This window comes from Wenyingzhuangia sp. IMCC45533, assembly GCF_054111225.1.
Genome location: NZ_CM134197.1, coordinates 2627498 through 2647318, shown reverse-complemented (window position 1 = coordinate 2647318; position 19821 = coordinate 2627498). Strand labels below are relative to the sequence as shown.

The 19821-nt window shown below is 33.3% G+C and carries 18 protein-coding genes and 5 tRNA genes; 13 read left to right on the top strand and 10 right to left on the bottom strand.

Annotated elements, in window-relative coordinates; genetic code table 11:
- Window positions 1–9: 9 nt before the first annotated feature.
- The 9 genes from ACXGQW_RS11790 (at window position 10) to ACXGQW_RS11750 (ending at window position 4933) form a co-directional block, all read left to right on the top strand.
- Window positions 10–933, top strand: coding sequence for a homoserine kinase (locus ACXGQW_RS11790; protein WP_457823014.1), 924 nt, complete (start codon window positions 10–12; stop codon window positions 931–933).
- Between the two features lie 168 nt (window positions 934–1101).
- A complete protein-coding gene (gene thrC, locus ACXGQW_RS11785) occupies window positions 1102–2400 on the top strand; it encodes a threonine synthase (RefSeq protein WP_457823013.1) in 1299 nt (432 codons plus the stop codon).
- A gap of 87 nt (window positions 2401–2487) precedes the next feature.
- Entirely contained in the window at window positions 2488–3108 is a 621-nt protein-coding gene (locus ACXGQW_RS11780; protein WP_457823012.1) for a DEAD/DEAH box helicase, read from the top strand.
- A 73-nt stretch (window positions 3109–3181) separates the two neighbouring features.
- Window positions 3182–4264, top strand: a complete 1083-nt coding sequence (gcvT, locus tag ACXGQW_RS11775; RefSeq protein ID WP_457823011.1) for a glycine cleavage system aminomethyltransferase GcvT — start codon at window positions 3182–3184, stop codon at window positions 4262–4264.
- A gap of 143 nt (window positions 4265–4407) precedes the next feature.
- Window positions 4408–4481: transfer RNA gene (locus ACXGQW_RS11770), tRNA-Met, on the top strand.
- A 38-nt stretch (window positions 4482–4519) separates the two neighbouring features.
- A tRNA-Gly gene (locus ACXGQW_RS11765) sits at window positions 4520–4592 on the top strand.
- Between the two features lie 33 nt (window positions 4593–4625).
- A tRNA-Gly gene (locus tag ACXGQW_RS11760) sits at window positions 4626–4698 on the top strand.
- Window positions 4699–4744: 46 nt separating this feature from the next.
- Window positions 4745–4817: transfer RNA gene (locus ACXGQW_RS11755), tRNA-Gly, on the top strand.
- A 41-nt stretch (window positions 4818–4858) separates the two neighbouring features.
- Window positions 4859–4933: transfer RNA gene (locus tag ACXGQW_RS11750), tRNA-Pro, on the top strand.
- A 250-nt stretch (window positions 4934–5183) separates the two neighbouring features.
- Here the strand turns inward: ACXGQW_RS11750 and ACXGQW_RS11745 are convergent.
- Both ACXGQW_RS11745 and ACXGQW_RS11740 read right to left on the bottom strand, forming a co-directional pair.
- Complete coding sequence (locus ACXGQW_RS11745; RefSeq protein WP_457823010.1) at window positions 5184–6590, bottom strand: ArnT family glycosyltransferase; 1407 nt, start codon at window positions 6588–6590, stop codon at window positions 5184–5186.
- Window positions 6591–6592: 2 nt separating this feature from the next.
- Window positions 6593–7345: a glycosyltransferase gene (locus ACXGQW_RS11740; protein ID WP_457823009.1), complete on the bottom strand. Its 753-nt coding sequence runs from the start codon at window positions 7343–7345 to the stop codon at window positions 6593–6595.
- Window positions 7346–7577: 232 nt separating this feature from the next.
- Here ACXGQW_RS11740 and trxB point away from each other — a divergent pair, with 232 nt between their 5' ends.
- On the top strand, window positions 7578–8525 hold the full coding sequence (trxB, locus tag ACXGQW_RS11735; RefSeq protein ID WP_457823008.1) for a thioredoxin-disulfide reductase: 948 nt from the start codon (window positions 7578–7580) through the stop codon (window positions 8523–8525).
- Window positions 8526–8605: 80 nt separating this feature from the next.
- Here the strand turns inward: trxB and ACXGQW_RS11730 are convergent, their stop codons facing one another.
- On the bottom strand, window positions 8606–10516 hold the full coding sequence (locus ACXGQW_RS11730) for a T9SS type A sorting domain-containing protein (RefSeq protein ID WP_457823007.1): 1911 nt from the start codon (window positions 10514–10516) through the stop codon (window positions 8606–8608).
- Window positions 10517–10766: 250 nt separating this feature from the next.
- Here ACXGQW_RS11730 and ACXGQW_RS11725 point away from each other — a divergent pair, with 250 nt between their 5' ends.
- Window positions 10767–10958: a cold-shock protein gene (locus ACXGQW_RS11725; protein WP_167187329.1), complete on the top strand. Its 192-nt coding sequence runs from the start codon at window positions 10767–10769 to the stop codon at window positions 10956–10958.
- Between the two features lie 56 nt (window positions 10959–11014).
- Here the strand turns inward: ACXGQW_RS11725 and ACXGQW_RS11720 are convergent, their stop codons facing one another.
- The 7 genes from ACXGQW_RS11720 to ACXGQW_RS11690 form a co-directional block, all read right to left on the bottom strand.
- A complete protein-coding gene (locus tag ACXGQW_RS11720; protein ID WP_457823006.1) occupies window positions 11015–11464 on the bottom strand; it encodes a thioredoxin family protein in 450 nt (149 codons plus the stop codon).
- 163 nt (window positions 11465–11627) lie between these two features.
- Window positions 11628–12725 carry an OmpA family protein gene (locus tag ACXGQW_RS11715; RefSeq protein WP_457823005.1) on the bottom strand — a complete coding sequence of 366 codons (1098 nt, stop codon included), beginning with the start codon at window positions 12723–12725 and terminating at the stop codon, window positions 11628–11630.
- 233 nt (window positions 12726–12958) lie between these two features.
- Window positions 12959–14557, bottom strand: a complete 1599-nt coding sequence (gene bshC / locus ACXGQW_RS11710) for a bacillithiol biosynthesis cysteine-adding enzyme BshC (protein ID WP_457823004.1) — start codon at window positions 14555–14557, stop codon at window positions 12959–12961.
- A 233-nt stretch (window positions 14558–14790) separates the two neighbouring features.
- Window positions 14791–15519, bottom strand: a complete 729-nt coding sequence (locus tag ACXGQW_RS11705; RefSeq protein WP_457823003.1) for a Dph6-related ATP pyrophosphatase — start codon at window positions 15517–15519, stop codon at window positions 14791–14793.
- Between the two features lie 107 nt (window positions 15520–15626).
- Window positions 15627–15884, bottom strand: coding sequence for a DUF6952 family protein (locus ACXGQW_RS11700; RefSeq protein WP_457823002.1), 258 nt, complete (start codon window positions 15882–15884; stop codon window positions 15627–15629).
- On the bottom strand, window positions 15865–16176 hold the full coding sequence (locus ACXGQW_RS11695; RefSeq protein ID WP_457823001.1) for a thioredoxin family protein: 312 nt from the start codon (window positions 16174–16176) through the stop codon (window positions 15865–15867). Before ACXGQW_RS11695 ends, ACXGQW_RS11700 begins: the two co-directional genes overlap by 20 nt.
- Window positions 16177–16295: 119 nt before the next feature.
- Window positions 16296–16934 carry a redoxin domain-containing protein gene (locus ACXGQW_RS11690; RefSeq protein ID WP_457823000.1) on the bottom strand — a complete coding sequence of 213 codons (639 nt, stop codon included), beginning with the start codon at window positions 16932–16934 and terminating at the stop codon, window positions 16296–16298.
- A 228-nt stretch (window positions 16935–17162) separates the two neighbouring features.
- Here ACXGQW_RS11690 and msrA point away from each other — a divergent pair, with 228 nt between their 5' ends.
- Both msrA and ACXGQW_RS11680 read left to right on the top strand, forming a co-directional pair.
- The gene (msrA, locus tag ACXGQW_RS11685) at window positions 17163–17750 is read left to right on the top strand and encodes a peptide-methionine (S)-S-oxide reductase MsrA (RefSeq protein WP_457822999.1); all 588 of its coding nucleotides are present in this window, start codon (window positions 17163–17165) and stop codon (window positions 17748–17750) included.
- Window positions 17751–18047: 297 nt separating this feature from the next.
- Complete coding sequence (locus tag ACXGQW_RS11680) at window positions 18048–19817, top strand: TrkH family potassium uptake protein (RefSeq protein WP_457822998.1); 1770 nt, start codon at window positions 18048–18050, stop codon at window positions 19815–19817.
- The last annotated feature ends 4 nt before the right edge of the window (window positions 19818–19821 follow it).

The window sequence follows — 19821 nt, the reverse complement described above, 5'->3', positions numbered from 1 at the left end:
AAGATATTAATGAAAGAAATAAAATTATTTTGTCCAGGTACTATTGCTAATGTTTCTTGTGGTTTTGACGTATTGGGTTTATGTCTTGACGCTACAGGTGACGAAATGGTGGTTCGCAAAACCACTACTCCTGGCGTAAAAATCACAAAAATAGTAGGTCAAGATTTGCCATTAGCTACAGAAAAAAATGTAGCAGGAGTTGCTGTGTTAGCCATGTTAAAAAAGCTAAACAACACTACGGATGGTTTTGAAATTGAAATCTATAAAAACATCAAACCAGGTAGTGGAATTGGAAGTTCTGCTGCTAGTAGCGCAGGTGCTGTTTACGGGGTAAATGAATTATTAGGAAAACCCTTCAGCAATCACGATTTAATAGCGTTTGCCATGAAGGGTGAAGAATTGGCTAGTGGTGTTCCGCACGCGGATAATGTTGCTCCTGCCCTATTGGGTGGATTTACATTGGTACGAAGTACAGATCCTTTGGATGTGATTAAACTAAACACACCATCAGAATTATATGCTACCGTAATTCATCCACAAATTGAAGTAAAGACGGCAGATGCTCGTCAAATTTTAAAAAGCAAGCTGCGTTTAAAAACAGCAATCAAGCAATGGGGAAATATCGGAGCATTAGTAAGTGCCTTGTATACGGAAGATTATGACTTGTTATCTCGTTCATTACACGATGAAATCATAGAACCTGTTCGCTCTATTTTAATTCCTGCTTTTGATAAAGTTAAAGAGGAATGTAAAAAAGCGGGGGCTTTGGGTTCTGGAATATCAGGGTCAGGTCCTTCCATATTTGCTTTAAGCAAAGGAGAAGAAACAGCCAACAACGTAGCCAAAGCAATGAAAGCTGTTTATGATAAAGTGGGAGTGTCCTACGATATTCATATTTCAAAAATCAACGACCAAGGAGTTAAGGTTTTATAGATATTGATTCGGTTATTTGTTGATTTGTTAAATCGATATCAACTTACAATTGAATACATCAGCATTAAAGTAGTAAAATAAAAACATACGTATGTTCGTTTCTTGTTCGTTTATACTACTGACTAAACGAATAAACAACTACACAAATAAGCACATCAACATAAAAAAATGAAATATTTTAGTTTAAACGAAAATGCACCAAACGTGTCTTTTAGAGATGCAGTAGTTAACGGAATAGCTCCAGATAGAGGGTTGTATTTTCCTGAAAGTATTACACCATTACCTAAAGATTTTATAGATAATTTAGATAACTATAGTAACAATGAAATTGCTTACGAGGTAATCAAACAATTTGTGGGTGATGAAATCCCTGAGCAAGATTTGAAACAAATTATTGAAGAAACGCTTTGTTTTGATTTCCCTGTAGTACCTATAGAAGAAAACATTGGTTCTTTAGAGTTATTTCACGGACCTACCATGGCATTTAAAGATGTTGGAGGTCGTTTTATGGCTCGTTGTTTAGGATACTTTAACAAAAAAGAAAAAAATGAAAATGATATTACCGTACTAGTAGCTACTTCTGGAGATACAGGTGGAGCCGTTGCTAGCGGTTTCTTGGGAGTTGAAGGCGTAAATGTGGTTATTTTATACCCTACAGGTAAAGTATCAGATGTTCAAGAGAAACAATTGACAACTTTAGGACAAAATATTACTGCCTTAGAGGTTGAAGGAGCTTTTGATGATTGCCAAGATATGGTAAAAACTGCTTTTTTAGATGATAGTTTAAAAGAATACAGAACACTTACCTCTGCCAACTCTATTAACGTGGCCCGTTGGTTACCACAAGCTTTTTACTTTTTCTTTGCTTACAAACAACTAAAAGACAAATCTAAAGACGTAGTATTCTCCGTACCTAGTGGAAACTTCGGAAATATTTGCGCAGGAATGATTGCTCAAAAATTAGGATTGCCTATCAAAGAGTTTATTACTGGTACAAACGTAAACAGAGTAGTTCCTGCTTATTTAGAAACGGGTAAGTACGAACCTAAAAAAACCATTCCTACCATCTCTAATGCCATGGATGTAGGAGCACCAAGCAACTTTATTAGAATTGAAAAATTACACGATTTTAATATTGATAAGTTAAGAAGCAACTTAAAAGGCTATTCCTATACAGATGAAGAATCTACCGCTGCCATGGGACACTTGTACAAAAAGTTTAACTATGTGGCAGAGCCACACGGGGCAATTGGTTACTTAGCATTAAAAAATTATTTAAAAACCGCTACCAATACACAAGGGCTGTTTTTAGAAACTGCACATCCGGTAAAATTTATGGATGTTTTATATCCCGGCGTTGCAGAAACGATTGAGCTACCAGAACAAATTAAAGCAGTGATAGATAAACCCAAAACATCTATTAAAATATCTGACTACAATGGTTTAACCGATTTTTTAAAGTCCTAAACCAAAAATATTTAAAACCCTGATCAAACTTTTTGGTCAGGGTTTTCTTATAAGTTCTTCCATCAAAATTCAAATCTGCTTACAATTATGTTTCCAAAGCCTTTTAAAAAATTGCATGCCGATATTAAAGAGCGTTTAGAAAACTTAAATATCAACCTACCTACTCCTTTTCAAATTAGTAGCATACCTGTAATAAAAAGCGGCTCTAATGTTTTCTGTACAGCACCAAAAAACAGTGGTAAAACAACAACGTTAATCATAACCACCTTGCAAAAATTACAATGTAAAGCAGAGGGAATGTCCCCACGAGCTATCATTTTGGTAGAAAATTCAGAAAAAGCTTCGGACTTGTATAATGCTTTTTTAAAGTACACAAAACACACCTCACTTAGAATATACGCAGGGCTGGATTCACTGCACATTGATGTACAAAAATCAGAAATACTAGAAGGTGTAGATATTTTAGTTACGACTCCTAAGAGCTTTAGAAAATTACTACAATCAAATGGTATTAGTACTTCTCAAATAACCATTTTTAATATTGATGAAGCCGAATTCCTGACTCAAAATACAGGGTATGCAGACATTCTATTCATTACTCAAGGGGTTAAAAAGTGTCAATTTGTAATCTATACTGAAAAGATGTCTCCAAAATTAAAGGGCTTAGAATCTTACTTTATGGAATATGCTAAAACGGTCTCTATTTAATATTTTTCTACTTGCTTGAATCCTGCTTATTTGGTGTTTTTTTTATTTATTTTTGTCGCACACAATTATTTAGATGAAAAATACAGCACTTACACATATACATGAAAAACTGGGAGCTAAAATGGTTCCTTTTGCAGGTTTTAATATGCCTGTACAATACGAGGGAGTAAAAGCAGAACACCATACAGTAAGATCGGCTGTAGGAGTTTTTGATGTTTCCCATATGGGAGAGTTTTTATTAGAAGGACCTAAGGCTTTAGATTTAATTCAAAAAGTATCCTCTAATGATGCCAGCAAATTAAACGTTGGAGATGCTCAATATGCTTGTCTGCCTAATGATACTAACGGAATTGTAGATGATTTGTTGATATACCGAATTAAAGAAGAATTGTACTTATTAGTTGTAAACGCATCTAACATAGAAAAAGACTGGGATTGGATTTCTAAACACAATGATTTAGGAGTGTCTATGAAAAATATATCTGACGTATATTCTCTATTAGCTATTCAAGGACCAAAAACAACGGAAGCACTTCAATCATTAACTTCGGTAGACTTATCCTCAATTCCATTTTACAAATTTGTTGTTGGAGATTTTGCCGGTATAGAAAATGTTATAATTTCTGCTACAGGCTATACTGGTGCTGGTGGTTTTGAAATTTATTGTAAAAACGATGAAGTAGAACAGATTTGGGAAAAAGTATTTGAAATAGGTGAACCGTACGGGATCAAACCTATTGGTTTAGCAGCCAGGGATACTTTAAGACTAGAAATGGGATATTGTTTGTATGGAAATGACATTAACGACACTACCTCCCCTATTGAAGCTGGCTTGGGATGGGTTACCAAGTTTAACAAAGACTTTGTTAATAAGAAAAATCTTTTATCTCAGAAAGAAAAGGGAGTCACTAAAAAATTGATAGGTTTTGAAATTATAGACAAAGGAATTGCAAGACACGACTACCCAATTGTTGATGCTGATGGAAACTCAATCGGTGTGGTAACATCTGGAACCATGTCTCCTAGCCTAAATAAAGCAATTGGCCTTGGATATGTAGAAACCGAATTTTCTAAATTAGGATCTGAAATTTTTATTCAGGTAAGAAAAAAAGCCCTCAAAGCCAAAGTAACTAGACTACCTTTTTATCAAGAATAGTTCGAGATTTAGCTATGATTTTATAGACAAATAAAAATTAAAATATAAAAAACTGATAACAAAGCACCTATAGATTTATCCCAAAAAAAAGTTATTTTTTCTTTTGTCATAACCTTAGTTTGCTATATATTTGCATCCGCAATGGCGAGGTAGCTCAGTTGGTTAGAGCGTCGGATTCATAACCCGGAGGTCACGAGTTCAACTCTCGTTCTCGCTACAAGTTCTTTAAAGATATTATATACCAAATAAAATAATGCGAGAGTAGCTCAGTTGGTAGAGCGTCAGCCTTCCAAGCTGAATGTCGCCGGTTCGAACCCGGTCTCTCGCTCTAATTTTATTTACATAGATACAATCTATCAATGCGAGAGTAGCTCAGTTGGTAGAGCGTCAGCCTTCCAAGCTGAATGTCGCCGGTTCGAACCCGGTCTCTCGCTCTAATTGTTTAATTAGACGATATATTGTAACTATACTATCTACCATGCGAGAGTAGCTCAGTTGGTAGAGCGTCAGCCTTCCAAGCTGAATGTCGCCGGTTCGAACCCGGTCTCTCGCTCAAAGACACCATTCATTTGGTGTTTTTTTTTGATGACTACTCGGGGTGTAGCGTAGCCCGGTCATCGCGCCTCGTTTGGGACGAGGAGGTCGCAGGTTCGAATCCTGCCACCCCGACTAAAACCAGCTCGTATTATACTTGCTGGTTTTTTTGTGTCATTTTGTTTTTACTCAAAAATCCTACTCATAAAACTTTTATGATTTATTAAAGTTAAAACAATCCATAAAACACGCTTCACTATCATTTAATAGCTTTCTTACTATCTTGTGGTTTAACCACGGAGAAAACTTATGAATATTCTATTTTTATCATTGCTCCTAAATCAAAACAAAGTACAGAATTAAGAGATTTAAAGATTAATTTGATCTATTTAACTAATCTATAGAGCTTTGATTTTCTATTGCTTTTGAGTTCTTCAAACCTTAATTTTATTTCATCAGGCAAAGACTTAAATAAGGATTTCTTTGATAACAGCACAAAGTTTTCGTTAGAGCTTATTAATGAATCTAAAGACTGTTGATTAGACACTAACTTTATGCTACCGTGAGTATAAAATTGGGAGGAGTATGATTTGAATTTCCAAGCATAAATGTCCTTTCCGTATTTGTCATAATCTTTAACTAAGTGCTTATCTGTATTTTGCCAATCTGTATTTGTGTAAACAGTATTTACCCCCACAAAACCCACACATAGGAATACTGGAATAACCATAGCACCTATAACCCATGGTTTTTGTTTTTTATATGACTCATAATAATGTAATACCAACAATCCTAACGGAATAGTACATGGTAATGTATAGGTATGTATTAAACTTTTAGAAACCGTAAAGAAAAATGGTGTCCATAACAACCAAAGCCACAAAAATGAAATCCATGTATTTTTAAAAATTTCTTCTTTCTTTTTTACAGCTTTTATAATAGCAAACTGAATCCAAGGGATAAAGAATAAAATTAAGAACAACCATATCATTCCCAAGGGTTGTTTTTTAGCAAACCCATATTTATCACCCTTCCAACCAGATTCTACAAATCGTTTATAGTGCTCTCCAACAAAAAAGTAGTCTATAAACCCCGGAGTCCTTATTTCTGCCAAATAGTACCAAAGTCCTGAGACTAATAAAGCTAATATCAGTCCAGGAATCCATAACGCCTTTTTAAAAAAAGCTGCTAGCTTTCCTTTATACATACAAGACCATATAAAAAGAGGAGGCACGGTTAATACAAGCGTAATAGGCCCTTTAGATAACATCCCAATGATAACTCCCAACCAAGTTAGTAGTTTCCAAATTAAAGTATTTGTTTTAGCGTTTATCGATTGCCAAAAACCAACCATGATAAACGTAATTCCTACCAATAACGACGAATCCGTGGATACTACCCCACTATGAATGTAGTATTCAGGAATTGTTAGCATTACAAAAGCTAATAAGAATCCCTGTTTTCTACTTAAGGAAAAAGCCTTAGTAATAAAAACGATTAACAGTACATGAATTAAAAATGAGGGGAATCTTGCAGCAAATTCATTCACCCCAAAAATATTAAAACTGATGGCTGAAATCCACGTAGAGAACGGTGGCTTAGCCCAAAAAGGTACGTTGTAATCTATTTGAGGGGTTACCCAATTATTTGTTTCGTACATTATCCTCGCAATCTCAGCGTACCTTGCCTCAGTTTTATCTAACAAAGGTAACCAAGCACCTACAGTAATTCTTAACAACGCTAAGAAATACACCGTCACTTCTAACAAATTCTTTTTGACGAAATTTAGCATGATTATATATTTTGATATGCCTTTTTAATTTTTAGTAAATCAAACCACAGCTTAAAGAAATAGCTCATTTTCACTTTAGAGTCCCCTTGATCAACCCATTTATTTAGAGGAATTTCTTTCATTTTAACAACGGCTTGCTCTCTCCCATAAATCTTTATAATTCTAAAAAAAATTTCCACATCAAACAGCCACTTGGAAATAAATGATTGATTGAAAACATTTGTAGATAAGTTTTTTGTAAAAACCTTTGCACCGCATTGCGTGTCATAAACTCCCAAACCTAGCATATGGGAAATAAATGTTGCAATAATTCTTCCTGTAAAAAATCTGAATCGACTTCTTTGTATGGTAGAACCTAATTTTTTTATTCTAGATCCAAACACAAACTCTAAATCGCCTTTTAGTTCTTGGGAAATTCTGTAACACTCGTTCAATGATGTAGCCAAATCAGCATCTAAATAAGCTATTTTATGATAGTTCATACAACTATTGCAGTACTTTACTCCTTCTAAAATTGCAGTTGCTTTTCCTTGATTCTTTTTGCAATCATAAACAAAAATTTGTTGAGGATGCTGCTTTTTGTAATCTTCTAAAATTTGAAGTGTATCGTCCGTAGAACCATCATTTACAAAACATATTGCTACATTTTGATGATGGTTAACAAAAGAAAAAAACTCATCTTTATTTAAAGATTTTGATTCGTTGTATGATGGAATTACTATCACCAAATCAAAAGAAGAAGATGGATAAATCATAAATACTGTTTAGCAAAGAAATCCATATTGTTAAAATTTCTTTATTGTTCCAAAAATAGAATTATTTACCAATAAAATAAAACTATTAGGTATTCACTTTAGAGCCTATTTCACTAACAAAAATCATTATCATTTTTTGTGATTTAGCTATTATCAAAAGTTATAAACATTCGACATTAAAAGTGTAAAAAAGATTTATTTTAGCGACTCATAAATTCTAAAATGTAGAAATATGTCAGATACTGTTGAAAGAATTAAATCCCTGATTATCGGATCGGGTCCTGCAGGTTACACTGCAGCTATATATGCCTCTAGAGCAGATTTAAACCCTGTAATGTATACAGGAATGCAAATGGGTGGTCAATTAACTACTACAACCGAGGTAGATAATTTTCCAGGATATCCAAATGGTACAGATGGTACTGCTATGATGGAGGATTTAAAAAAACAAGCTGAACGTTTTGGTACTGAAGTTCGTTTTGGATTGGCTACAGCTATAGATTTTAGTGATGAAGTTGGAGGTATTCATAAGATTACCATTGATGGTAATAAGCAAATTGAAGCTGAAACTGTAATTATTACTACGGGAGCTACTGCTAAGTATTTAGGGCTAGAGAGTGAGGAAAGACTTAGAGGTGGAGGTGTTTCTGCTTGTGCTACTTGTGACGGTTTTTTCTATAGAAAACAAGATGTAATTGTGGTAGGAGCTGGTGATACTGCTGCAGAAGAAGCTACTTATTTAGCCAATATTTGTAACAAAGTAACTATGCTTGTCCGCAAAGATTACATGAGAGCCTCTAAAGCAATGGTTCACAGGGTAAATAAAACTGAAAATATTGAAGTTTTATACAACACTGAATTAGACGAAGTTTTAGGTGATAATGTTGTTGAAGGAGTGAGAGTTGTCAACAATCAGTCTGGAGATAAACACGAGATTGCGGTAACAGGTGTTTTTATTGCTATTGGGCACACTCCTAATACTGATATTTTCAAAGATCAATTAGAGTTAGATGAAACTGGTTATATCATTACCAAAGGAAAGTCCACCAAAACAAATAAGCCTGGAGTTTTTGCTGCAGGAGATGTACAGGATCATGAGTACAGACAAGCTGTAACTGCTGCTGGTACTGGTTGTATGGCTGCATTGGATGCTGAGCGTTACTTGGGAAGCTTAGAATAAGGAAAAAAGATAAAAATCAATACCTAAAAAAAGCTCCAATAATACTGGAGCTTTTTTTAGGTATTGATTTAACTACTACATTATTTTATAACAATTTTTTGAGTTACCAAAGTACTATTGCTCAGAAAATTTAATAGGTATATTCCAGATTTTATGTGATTTAAATCTATAACATCACTCTCTAAATTCTGACTATGAATTTGATTACCTAGCAAATCGTACAATGAAATTTTGTTAAAATTTTCGCAATTTTTAATGTGTAGGTTTTTATTCTCTATAGGATTTGAGACTACGCTACATATATTTTTTGTTTCATTTATAGTGTTGGATGACAAAGTCGGTTCACATTCTTGCAAAGCATCATCTTCTAACAAGACTTCCCCTATATAGTCAAAACCTGTACTATTGATGTTTGTTACCGTAACATTTTCTGTTCCGTCATCATTACATTTAAAATTTGCAGACATGAGATAAGTAACAATTGCAGGACCAGTTACACTTTCTCCACCATCATTTGTGGTCGCTGCTACTGCTGGGTCATTTCTATCAAAGTTAAACTCGCTTGGTATTAATTTATCGTGTTTAGCCTTTAATTGTGCTGTGTTTCCAAATACTCCCTCTACGTTGTCTACTGTTACTTTTCCGTAGGTACCTACGGTCAAACCAACATCTTGATTGTATTTTTTAGAAATAAATCCAGCTTCTATTCTCAGCGCGAACCCGCTACTCAAGGAACTAACCCCAGATACATCTACAGTACCATTGTGCATCGCGTGGGGAGAAATCATTAAAGAAGAATTACCATTTTGATTATATACATTTGTTGCAAACATTTTGTCCACTCCCCCAACTTGAACATTGTTCATAGACGTAAAACCGGTCTCTAGTCTTAACGTCACTCCCCCATCACCAGAAATATCTTTAAATAGTACATTTTCAGCAGCCTGAGTTTGTATTAAACCGTAACCGTAATGAGCATAAGCAGAACTAGAATTATAGACCACTCCGTTTCTAGGCCCAAACCAGTATTCTGGCTCGGCTCTATCGGCTAAATCAATTACTAAATTTTGAAATCTTCCTTCGTATTCCTCTATGAGTTCCTCTTTTTCCGCTGTCGTAATGGTGGAGGTGTACACTTCGCCAAGTTTTAACAACAACTTATCTCTCAGTACATCTAAAAATCCAATTGCACTGGATTGATGTTCTAGAGGCAGTAGTGTATTAATTGCGTTAAAACACTCAGTTCTTACCAATGCCGCATCATTCACATAATCGTTGTTATTAAGAGCTGCTTTGTTAAAAGCATTTTCTACGTGTGTAGCCAAGTTGGTTAATTCTGCTCTAATGTTATTTTTGGTAAGTCCACCGTTTTTAATGTTTCCCATACCTATACTAGAAAACTTAGTATAATTATCTTTTACATGAAAATCACTCAAATAAAAATTATTTACGTTGTTTACTGTAAATACTGATATATTCTTATTCGTAACAGCAGATATATCAATTACATATCTATTTTTAATATCTGTCCCTGGTACTAAGGGCACATTAGGAGTCAGTACTTGCTGATTATCTACAATAACTCCGTTATCGTCGTTACTTTTTATACTCACGTTCTCAATAGCTTCACCCTGACTACCAAAACTAAACATGAAATAATTTTTTGTACCCAGTCCTATAGGCTTAATCACCGCCAACGTATCTATGACAAGATTTACATTGGACTTTAAATGAATATTTTCAAAAGAGTAATTTCCTGCATCTATGTACAAAGTTCCTCCTCCATTACTATTGATGTCATCTATTGCTTGTTGTAATGCACTAGAGTCGTCTGTAGAAAAATTATTATCCACAGCATAGTCGTTCACCAGGTTTTTGTTGTAATTAGAATTGGATACTTCTGTATAAAAGTCACTTATTTCTTGAGCTGTTGAGTTGATACAGCATCCTAAAAGTAGTAAAAAGACATAGGTTAGTTGTTGGTTTCTCATATTGATATTTTTTGTTTAGTGCAAAATAAGTCCATTGGATGCACAACTATACTTTAGTGAATTTTTATTTTGTACTAACCAATATATACGCACAAACACATCTGTTGGATAGAACGAAACACCGCAGACTTTACTTTTTGAAAGGTGATATTACCGTTTTTTACAAATTACTTAATAAATAATAAAAATAAATGCTACGAGTGAGTTTATTTAACCTACCTTGCGGTCTTTAAAATATATATTTATTATTATGAGTAACGGTACAGTAAAGTTTTTCAACGATTCAAAAGGTTATGGATTTATTACTCCAGAAGATGGAAGTAGAGATGTGTTTGTTCACATTAACGGATTAACTGACGAAATTGCAGAAGGAGACAAAGTTTCTTATGACGTTGAAGAAGGTCGTAAAGGTTTAAACGCAGTAAACGTTCAAGTTATATAACTTGATACCTTTACTATAAAGTTTAAAAGCCTATCATTCATTTGATAGGCTTTTTTTTATTTGATATGTTTTTTAAGCATTTGAGCGTAAACTGTTGGCTCTGCTATGGAACTGTAACCACTTTTGGTTTCTAGTACTTTTCCTTTTTTATTTAAAACTAGCACATAAGGAAATATTTTTCTAGGGTTCAATTCTTTTAATAATTCTTTATTGTGTGCATACTGCTTAGGGGTAATAACATCCAATTTCTGAGGAATGTCTACATATACCAAATTAAATTCATCTAGCAAGTCAGCATATGCATTAGCATCGAATAAATCCTCTTTAAGTCGCTTACAAGGTGCACACCAATCACTTCCAGAAAAGTAAACCAGAATAGGTTTCTTATTCTTTTTTGCCTTTTTTAAGGCTAAATTATAATTTTGATTCCAGTGTAATTTTTTATCAGCTTGAGAAAAAACACTGAAACTAAATAAAAACAACAAGAACGTTAATTTTTTTAACATATTTTATGTGGATTCTTTTAATATGAACTGCTTGACTTCAATACACTTTTTAACTGTTAGCATGGACATTATCAAAAAGCATGCTATTATCTGAATCTAATATATAAAAAAAACTCTTCTCAATATTGAGAAGAGTTTTTCTTTTGCTGAATTAATATATAGATTATTGAATCAATCTAAATTCAGTTCTTCTATTTGCTGCATGCTCTCTTTCTGTACAAGACACACCATCAGAACATCTGTTCTTTAATTTATTTTCTCCGTATCCGTTTGCTACTAACAAACTTTCGTTAACTCCTTTAGTTTTTAAGTAATTTACAACGGCAATAGCTCTCCTTTCAGACAAGTCTTGGTTAGACTCTTTAGATCCTCTAGAATCTGTATGAGAAGCCACTTCTAACTTTACCCCCGGATTTGCATTCAATACTGGCATTAATCTAGTGTCAATTAATTTTTTAGCTTGATCTGTTAAAACTGCACTTCCTAAGTTCCAGTTAATCGGTAAAGCTTGGTATTCTACTAAAGAACACTCAACTTCTTTCCAAGTAGTTAATCCTCCTTTAGTTACTAATACTTCTTTAGTTACTGTTTTATATACAGCAGGAATCGTCTCTTCTGTAGTGTAAGCATCTTTTACCAATACTGTTTTTTTGATAGTAGCGTATTCTGCTGGAATTACAACTTCTTTAGTAGTTGCTGGCTCTTCTACAATTCTTACAGTGTATGAAGCAGGAACTTCTTGAATTGGAGTTGTAGAAAAGTCTGCATCCTTGTCTAAAACTTTAGTTTGAAAAGTCTCATATACTGCAGGATATCCTTTATAACACCAGTACTTACAGTCATCTGGATTGCTAGAAGAACAATCAGGTTTAGCAGCACTTAATTCCCATTGCGCGTATGCTGGTTTCATTTCAATAGTTTCAGAGGAAGCTCCAAACTCTGCTTTTGTAGTAGTAATAGCGTTTGCTTTTTCTTTTTTAATGTAGGAAACTGTTTTTGTACCCCATTTAGCTGGAACAATCACTAATTTTTTACTTTCTTCTTTTACCAAAACTTTTTCCGTTACAGTTTTAAACTCTGCAGGAACTTGTTTTAATACCTTGTAAGCTGGCTTCACTAAAATTTGAACATCTTCATTTTTGTAAACATCTGGTGTTGTACATCTCACATAACATTTACCTGGTTCTGGATTCTGAGGTAAATCTTGAGCTACCGAGTACATAGAAACACTCAGCATTGCCGCCAAAATAATTTTTTTCATGGTTGATTTAGTTTGAATTTTAAACAAATATACTTTTTTTTCGTTGACATTTGTTAATACCAAAGACCTGTTTTTAAAAAAAACATCAATTTCTTTTAATAAATAAAACAAGTAAAAATAAAATATTTTGTATCACGTGGATGAATCATTGTAAGAGAAAAAACCACGGCAACAAATACTTCTACATAAAAGAGAGACTCATTATAAGCTGCCAAGGCTTTTTTAATGAACGTTTATTTGTCTACGAGAACTGTAAATTCTTGTCGTAAGGGTTTTAAACTTTCAAATAACTCTGTAATTAACTCCTTGCCGTAACTCTCGTAATATTCAGAAAAATTATGTTGCCTCTCTTGCAAAGAGTTGTTCGGAAATAGTTGATGATGTAATATTTCTATTCTGGTGACCAACTCGTACATTTTCTTCTTTTCAGCTTTTAGCAATCTCTTCTCTAACTTGTTCAACCCTTTTAATTGCTTTGATTCCTGAGCTTTTACTGCACCTATAAAAGATTTATCAGTTTTAGCTGCCAAAACCTCTAGCTCTTTAAAAGTGTTTTTTAATTGTGTTCTTTTACTTTCAAAGTCATAATTGATATCGGTATTCTCTTTTACCTTATCTGTAATGAGTTGATTTTGAGTTTTGAACAAATCTTTGACACTAAGACTCAAATTGTTTAATTTTTTTATCTGTTTTTTTGATATCAACAACGCTGAATTTCTTAACAACAACATTGGAAAAGGAACATCAAAAGCATGAAACGTATTCTTTAGCTGTAACCAATAAGCCAACTCTCCACCTCCGCCAACATAGCACAGGTTAGGTAAAATAACTTCTTGATACAAAGGTCTTAACAAAGCATTCCCAGAAACAAATTCTAATTTATCGGCATTATCAAATAGCGCTTCTGCTCGAGAAAACCGTAACTCCGTATTGTTTACTTTGTAGATACCATTTTCATATAAAATGCGCTCTCTGAATCCCTCTCCTACGTAAAACAAGTTGATTTCTCTCGAATGCACTTGTGCGTTATAATGATTGTCCTCTAAACTTTTGCTAGTTTTAGCCACATGCTTGTTAGACAAATTCTCTTTTAATTCCCTTAAAGCATAAGGTTTAAATAATGATTTAAGGTCCTTATCATCGCTGTCAATAATCACCAAACCATGTTCACCAAACAATCTATTGACTAAATTTCGAGAGGCATCCGACAAATTATTCGTCTCTAAATATGAAGTTTTAAAAATATCTCTTAATTCGTTAGCATTATCACCAGAATTCAACAAATTTGAAAATTGCTCAAAAACTTCGTCTAATCCTTCATTAGATAATCGCCCAACAGCACCTCCTCCTTTGCGATTCCAAGCAAGTATATTCCCTTTGAAATTGAAATATTGAATTTCTTCAAAATCGTGGTCTTCAGAGGCCATCCAATACACGGGTACAAAATTTTGCGCAGGATATTTTTCTGCTAGTTCTTTACATAAATTAATGACTGAAATTATTTTGTACAAAAAATAGAGTGGTCCTGAAAAAAGATTTAATTGATGACCTGTTGTAACGGTAAAAGTATTCCCCAAGGTTAAATCATCAATATTTTGCTGGGTAAGCGCGCTTATTTTTACTTTTTGATATTGACTATTCAGAGCTTTGACTAGCACTTTTCTAGTTTTCGTGGAGAAAGATGCGGATTTTTCATCTATCTGAGCTTGAAAATTATCTAGGGTAGGAAAGCGATTGTAAAAGGGTCTGATGCTCTTTTTTTGCTCTAAGTAATCTTCAATTATTTTAGAAAAATAACCTGTTTCTTTGTATTGTATCCCTTGACTCTCCATCTTTTAATTTTGCAAAATTATAGTCGTAAAATATGTATAATATTACGAATAATTATAGGCTACATTGATTTAATTGATCTGCTCTGATAATCCAACATCAGCCGTTTTATTTTTAGTTTATTAACTGAACATTCTTGTTATTTCTATCCTTAGAAATAAACATCATTATAAAACAGTAATCACTATATTCAGTAAAATATATGAATCAAAGGCATCATTCAATTAGGAATCATTCAATTAGGAATCAAATCACAATACCAAAAACCAGTATCCCAGTTTATTTCTTTGTCTTTTTGATAGCAATTATCGTCATCACTGTTAGTAGGTTGATAAGTTTTATGTACTATTTCTCCTACAGTAAACTTTACGGGCTCTTTAAAAATAGGACCATCAAATACAAAAGTATGAAACTCACCATTCTCTCCGCAAACATCAACATTATCTGGTAAATCCATGATGAATTGTTCATCAATTACTCTCCCTGCAAAACTTTTATCTAAGTATTGTGCATTTACACACACGGTAATTGCTTTAAATCCCAAGTTTAGAAATTCTTGTAATAACTTTTTGGTGTCCTGCTTCCATAGTGGATAAACACCCGTGATACCAACCTCTGCCAATTTTTTATCTCTATAAGCTTTTAAATCTTCTAAAAAAATATCGCCAAACATACATTGTGTATATCCTTCTTGCTGAATTTGCGACATGGCTTCACCCATCACCTTATCGTATTCTGACATGGTTACATTCCCCGCGAACTGAATTTTACGCAATGGAATTCCAATACTTTTAGCTTGAGTATCTAATAATTCTTCTCGTAAGCCATGCATAGATACACGGTGAAAATCTTTGTTAATATTAGTCAACAAAAAATCAATCTGATATTCAGATTGATTCAATGTTTTGTATAAAGCTAATGATGAGTCTTTTCCAGAGCTCCAGTTAAAATAGGCTTTTTTCATTCTAATGTTGATTTGTTGAATCACGCAGTCTTCTTAATAGTTGAAACTAAAAATACATCAGCAAATCTACAAAACTAAGTTCTCGACTCCATTAGATTATCTATTTTTTACTGATCGATAGAACCTAAAACACGCTTCATAAAATTATTCAGTGCTTCCTTTTGAGGCACACCGTTTTTAATTTCTTTATCTACCTCAATGGCTCCGTATAAATTGGAAATAATCTCCCCAATTACATCCAGTTCTTCATCTTTTAATGAGCTAACTTCTGTTAGAGCTTCTAAAGTTTCTAGGGTTTCGTGTATATAGTCTACATCGTTCTCAGCAATAAACTGAGTCATGTGTTTAATTACTGGCAGCTTCATCAATAAAAGATTTTAAAACGTCTGTTTTATTTGTTTGTACTTGGTTTACCAATTCTCCATTTTTAAAGACAGCAAAAGTCGGTAAATTGTTTACGTTTGCTAATTTTCTAGATTCAGGATTTTTTTCTGCATCCACAACTAAAAATTCTGCTCCTTCTACTTCAGTAGAAAACTTTTTAAATTTCGGTTTCATAATTCTACAATTCCCACACCATCCTGCAGAAAATTGTACGAAAACAGTTTTATTATTACTTACTTCTTCTTGAAGTGTATCTGTAGTTAATTCTCTCATAATCAAATAGAATTTTATAGATTAAACTTTTAGATATTAGGTACTAAAAAACCGGATGATTGATTTCATCAACTTTAAACACCCGGTTATTTTATGTAAACTAGTTTTTAAACTAATAATTAGTTTTTAGCCAAATAAGCTGCTGTAGACTTAGCATCTGCATTCATAGCCTCTTTTCCTTCTTCCCAGTTTGCAGGACAAACTTCTCCATGAGATTGTACGTGTGCGTAAGCATCAATTAATCTCAAGAATTCGTTTACGTTACGTCCAACTGGCATGTGGTTAACACCCTCGTGGAATACTGTTCCTTCTTCGTCAATTAAGTAAGTAGCTCTATAAGTTACATCGTCACCTTCTTTAGAAAAAGATTGAGAATCTTCATCAAATATTTCTGTTGAATCTAAAATTCCTAGAGCAGAAGATAAGTTACGGTTGGTATCCGCTAATAAAGGATAAGTCACCCCTTCGATACCTCCGTTGTCTTTTGCAGTGTTTAACCATGCAAAGTGAACCTCAGCAGAATCTACAGATGCTCCAATTACAATGGTATTTCTTTTATCAAATTCAGGTAAAGCTGCTTGAAAAGCGTGTAATTCTGTAGGACACACAAATGTAAAGTCTTTAGGATACCAAAATAACAATACCTTTTTCTTGTTATTAATTGCCTCTTCTAATACGTTTACTTGGAAAGTATCTCCCATGTCGTTCATTGCATTTACTGCTACGTTTGGAAATTTTTTCCCTACTGCTGTTGCCATAATTTTTGTTTTATATTTTGATTAATTACTTTTAATTTTAACAACAAATTTATACTCATTATTGAATTTTTCAATAGATTTTCTATTTAATGTTTTTATTAGTGTATTGATTTTATTGATACAATTTGCGTTGCATCGTGAATCACTTAGAGATTGGATTGAATATTAGAGTTTTAGAACGCTGTAATCATTTATACTAATTTCGACTTAATGCTAAAACCTCATATTATGAAACTTTTATATACTTTAATCTTATCAATATCTTTTTTTTTATTCGCTCAGACTACTAAATTGCCTAATGATCCTAATTTAGAGGTTGCTTATTTTGCAAGTGGATGTTTTTGGTGTGTAGAAGCTATTTACGAGAGCGTTCCTGGGGTTTCAGAGGCTGTTTCTGGTTATGCGGGTAGTCCTTTGAAAAACCCTACCTATAGAACCATTAAAAATACGGGCCATGCAGAGACCGTGGCTGTGTATTACAATCCTAAAAAAATTACCTATAGCGATTTGGTCGACGTTTATTACGCGTCCCAAGACCCTACTACTTACGGACAACGACCTGATTTTGGTAAAAATTATAGATCTATCATATTCTATAGCAATCTCGAAGAACAAAAAATAGCTGAGGCAAAATTTGCTGCTATTGACAAAATTTACAATGGTAAAGCAGTTACAGCTATTCAGAAAATAGATCAGTTTTATCCTGCGGAAGACTATCATCAAGATTTTGAAAAAAATAATCCTAACAACTCTTACATACAAGCGGTTTCTATCCCTAGATTAAATAGATTTAAATCTATTTATTTTAAAAAGTAATTTGACACCAATCAACTTTTATAGCTTTATATTTTTCTACTTTTCGTGTGAGAAATAAGAAAAAATATGAGATGATTAAAATTAGATACAATTGCTTTTATTGATATAGGCTATATTATATACCTAAGAGAACCGATAGATGTCACACAAAGAGCAAAATTATCGATTGATTTTACCTCCGTAGCGCATCAAAGCATATTAAATACTCATTATTCTAGAAGCATTTAAATTCGAGATTAAAAATCTTTGTTATGAATGTGATAGCCCATATATCGCTAAACTATTTAACCTCCGTATTTGAAAAACAAGTTCCTAAATAAAATTAACGACACGTTATTATATAGAATCACTTTTCTATTAAGTATTGCAGGTGTCTTTATTTTGGTATTAGATTTGGGTTTTAACCAAACTTTAAGAACGCAGCAATGCATCAATCTTTTTTACTTTGCTATCTTAATTCTGGGAATTTTAACCACGTTACTCAGGTATTTGAAGCGAAGTAAAACGCTTTCTAAGCGTGTTATATTGTTTGATATTATTAGTATTACCACAATTCTTTTTGTGATATCTGTTCACTTTTTTACTGATAAATTTCAAAACGATTTCACTGCTTTTTACGATGATTTATGGATTAAACTCGCCACCATACTAACTTTTATCAGAGAATTTTCCGAAAAGAGACTTAACTATAAGAGAAGTGTTTTAAACCCAGCTCAGCTCTTTATCGTCAGTTTTTTGTTACTTATTGCTGTGGGAACTCTTTTGTTAATGCTGCCTAACGCTACCTCTACTTCCATTACTTTTATAGATGCTTTATTTACTGCTACGAGCGCTGTTTGCGTTACAGGACTGATTGTTGTAGATACTGGAAGTTTTTTTACAGAATTTGGACAAGTGATTATTCTTGTTCTTATTCAAATTGGGGGACTCGGGATGTTAACTTTTGCTAGTTACTTTAGTTATTTTTTTAAAGGAGGCTCTACTTACGAGAATCAATTGGTATTAAGCGACATGACCAACTCAAGAAAGATGAGTGAAGTTTACACAACCATTGTAAGAATTTTATCTACTACTTTTGTTATTGAATTACTGGGAGCCATTGCGATTTATACAAGTATAGATAGTATGCTGTTTAAATCGTTTATCGAAAAAATATACTTTTCAGTATTCCACTCCATATCTTCTTTTTGTAACGCAGGTTTTTCAACTCTCTCTAATAGTTTGCACCAAGAGGGCTATCAATACAATTATTCATTACATCTTATTATTCTTATTATTTATGTTTTAGGTGGGTTGGGATTTCCTATCGTAGCCAATATTGTTAAGTATCTTAAAATCAACTTTTTTAATGGCTTAATTCGCAATAAGAAAAGAATTTTATATAAACCTTGGATTTTAAATATAAATAGTAGAATTACATTAGTTACTACTACTGTTTTAATTGTACTAGGAACTTTTTTATTTTATGTATTTGAAAACGATAATGTACTAACTCAACAAAAAGATTTTTTTGGAAAGTTTATTACAGCCCTATTTGGTGCTACCACACCAAGAACAGCTGGTTTTAATACTATTGACATGAGTCTATTACAAACTCCCACTGTATTACTTGTTATTCTATTGATGTGGATTGGTGCCTCGCCAGCATCCACGGGAGGAGGGATAAAAACCAGTACATTTACCATTGCGATACTTAACTTTTTTAGTTTGGCGAGAGGAAAGAATAAAATTGAGATTTATAGACGAGAAATTGCAGAAATTTCAATTCACAGAGCTTTTGCCGTGATTACGCTTTCCTTAGTCGTTATCGGTACGGGTATCATCATCATTTCTTTTGCCCAACCAAACATTCCGTTGTTAAATATAGCCTTTGAATGTTTTTCGGCTTACAGCACGGTTGGTTTAAGTTTGGGAATTACAGATTCATTAAATAGCCTATCCAAACTTACTATTATTGTAATCATGTTTATTGGCCGAGTTAGTATGTTATCCTTGCTCATCGCTATTATAAAAAAATCAAGACACAAAAACTATCGTTATCCTGCAGAGGAGATTAGTATAAATTAAAATT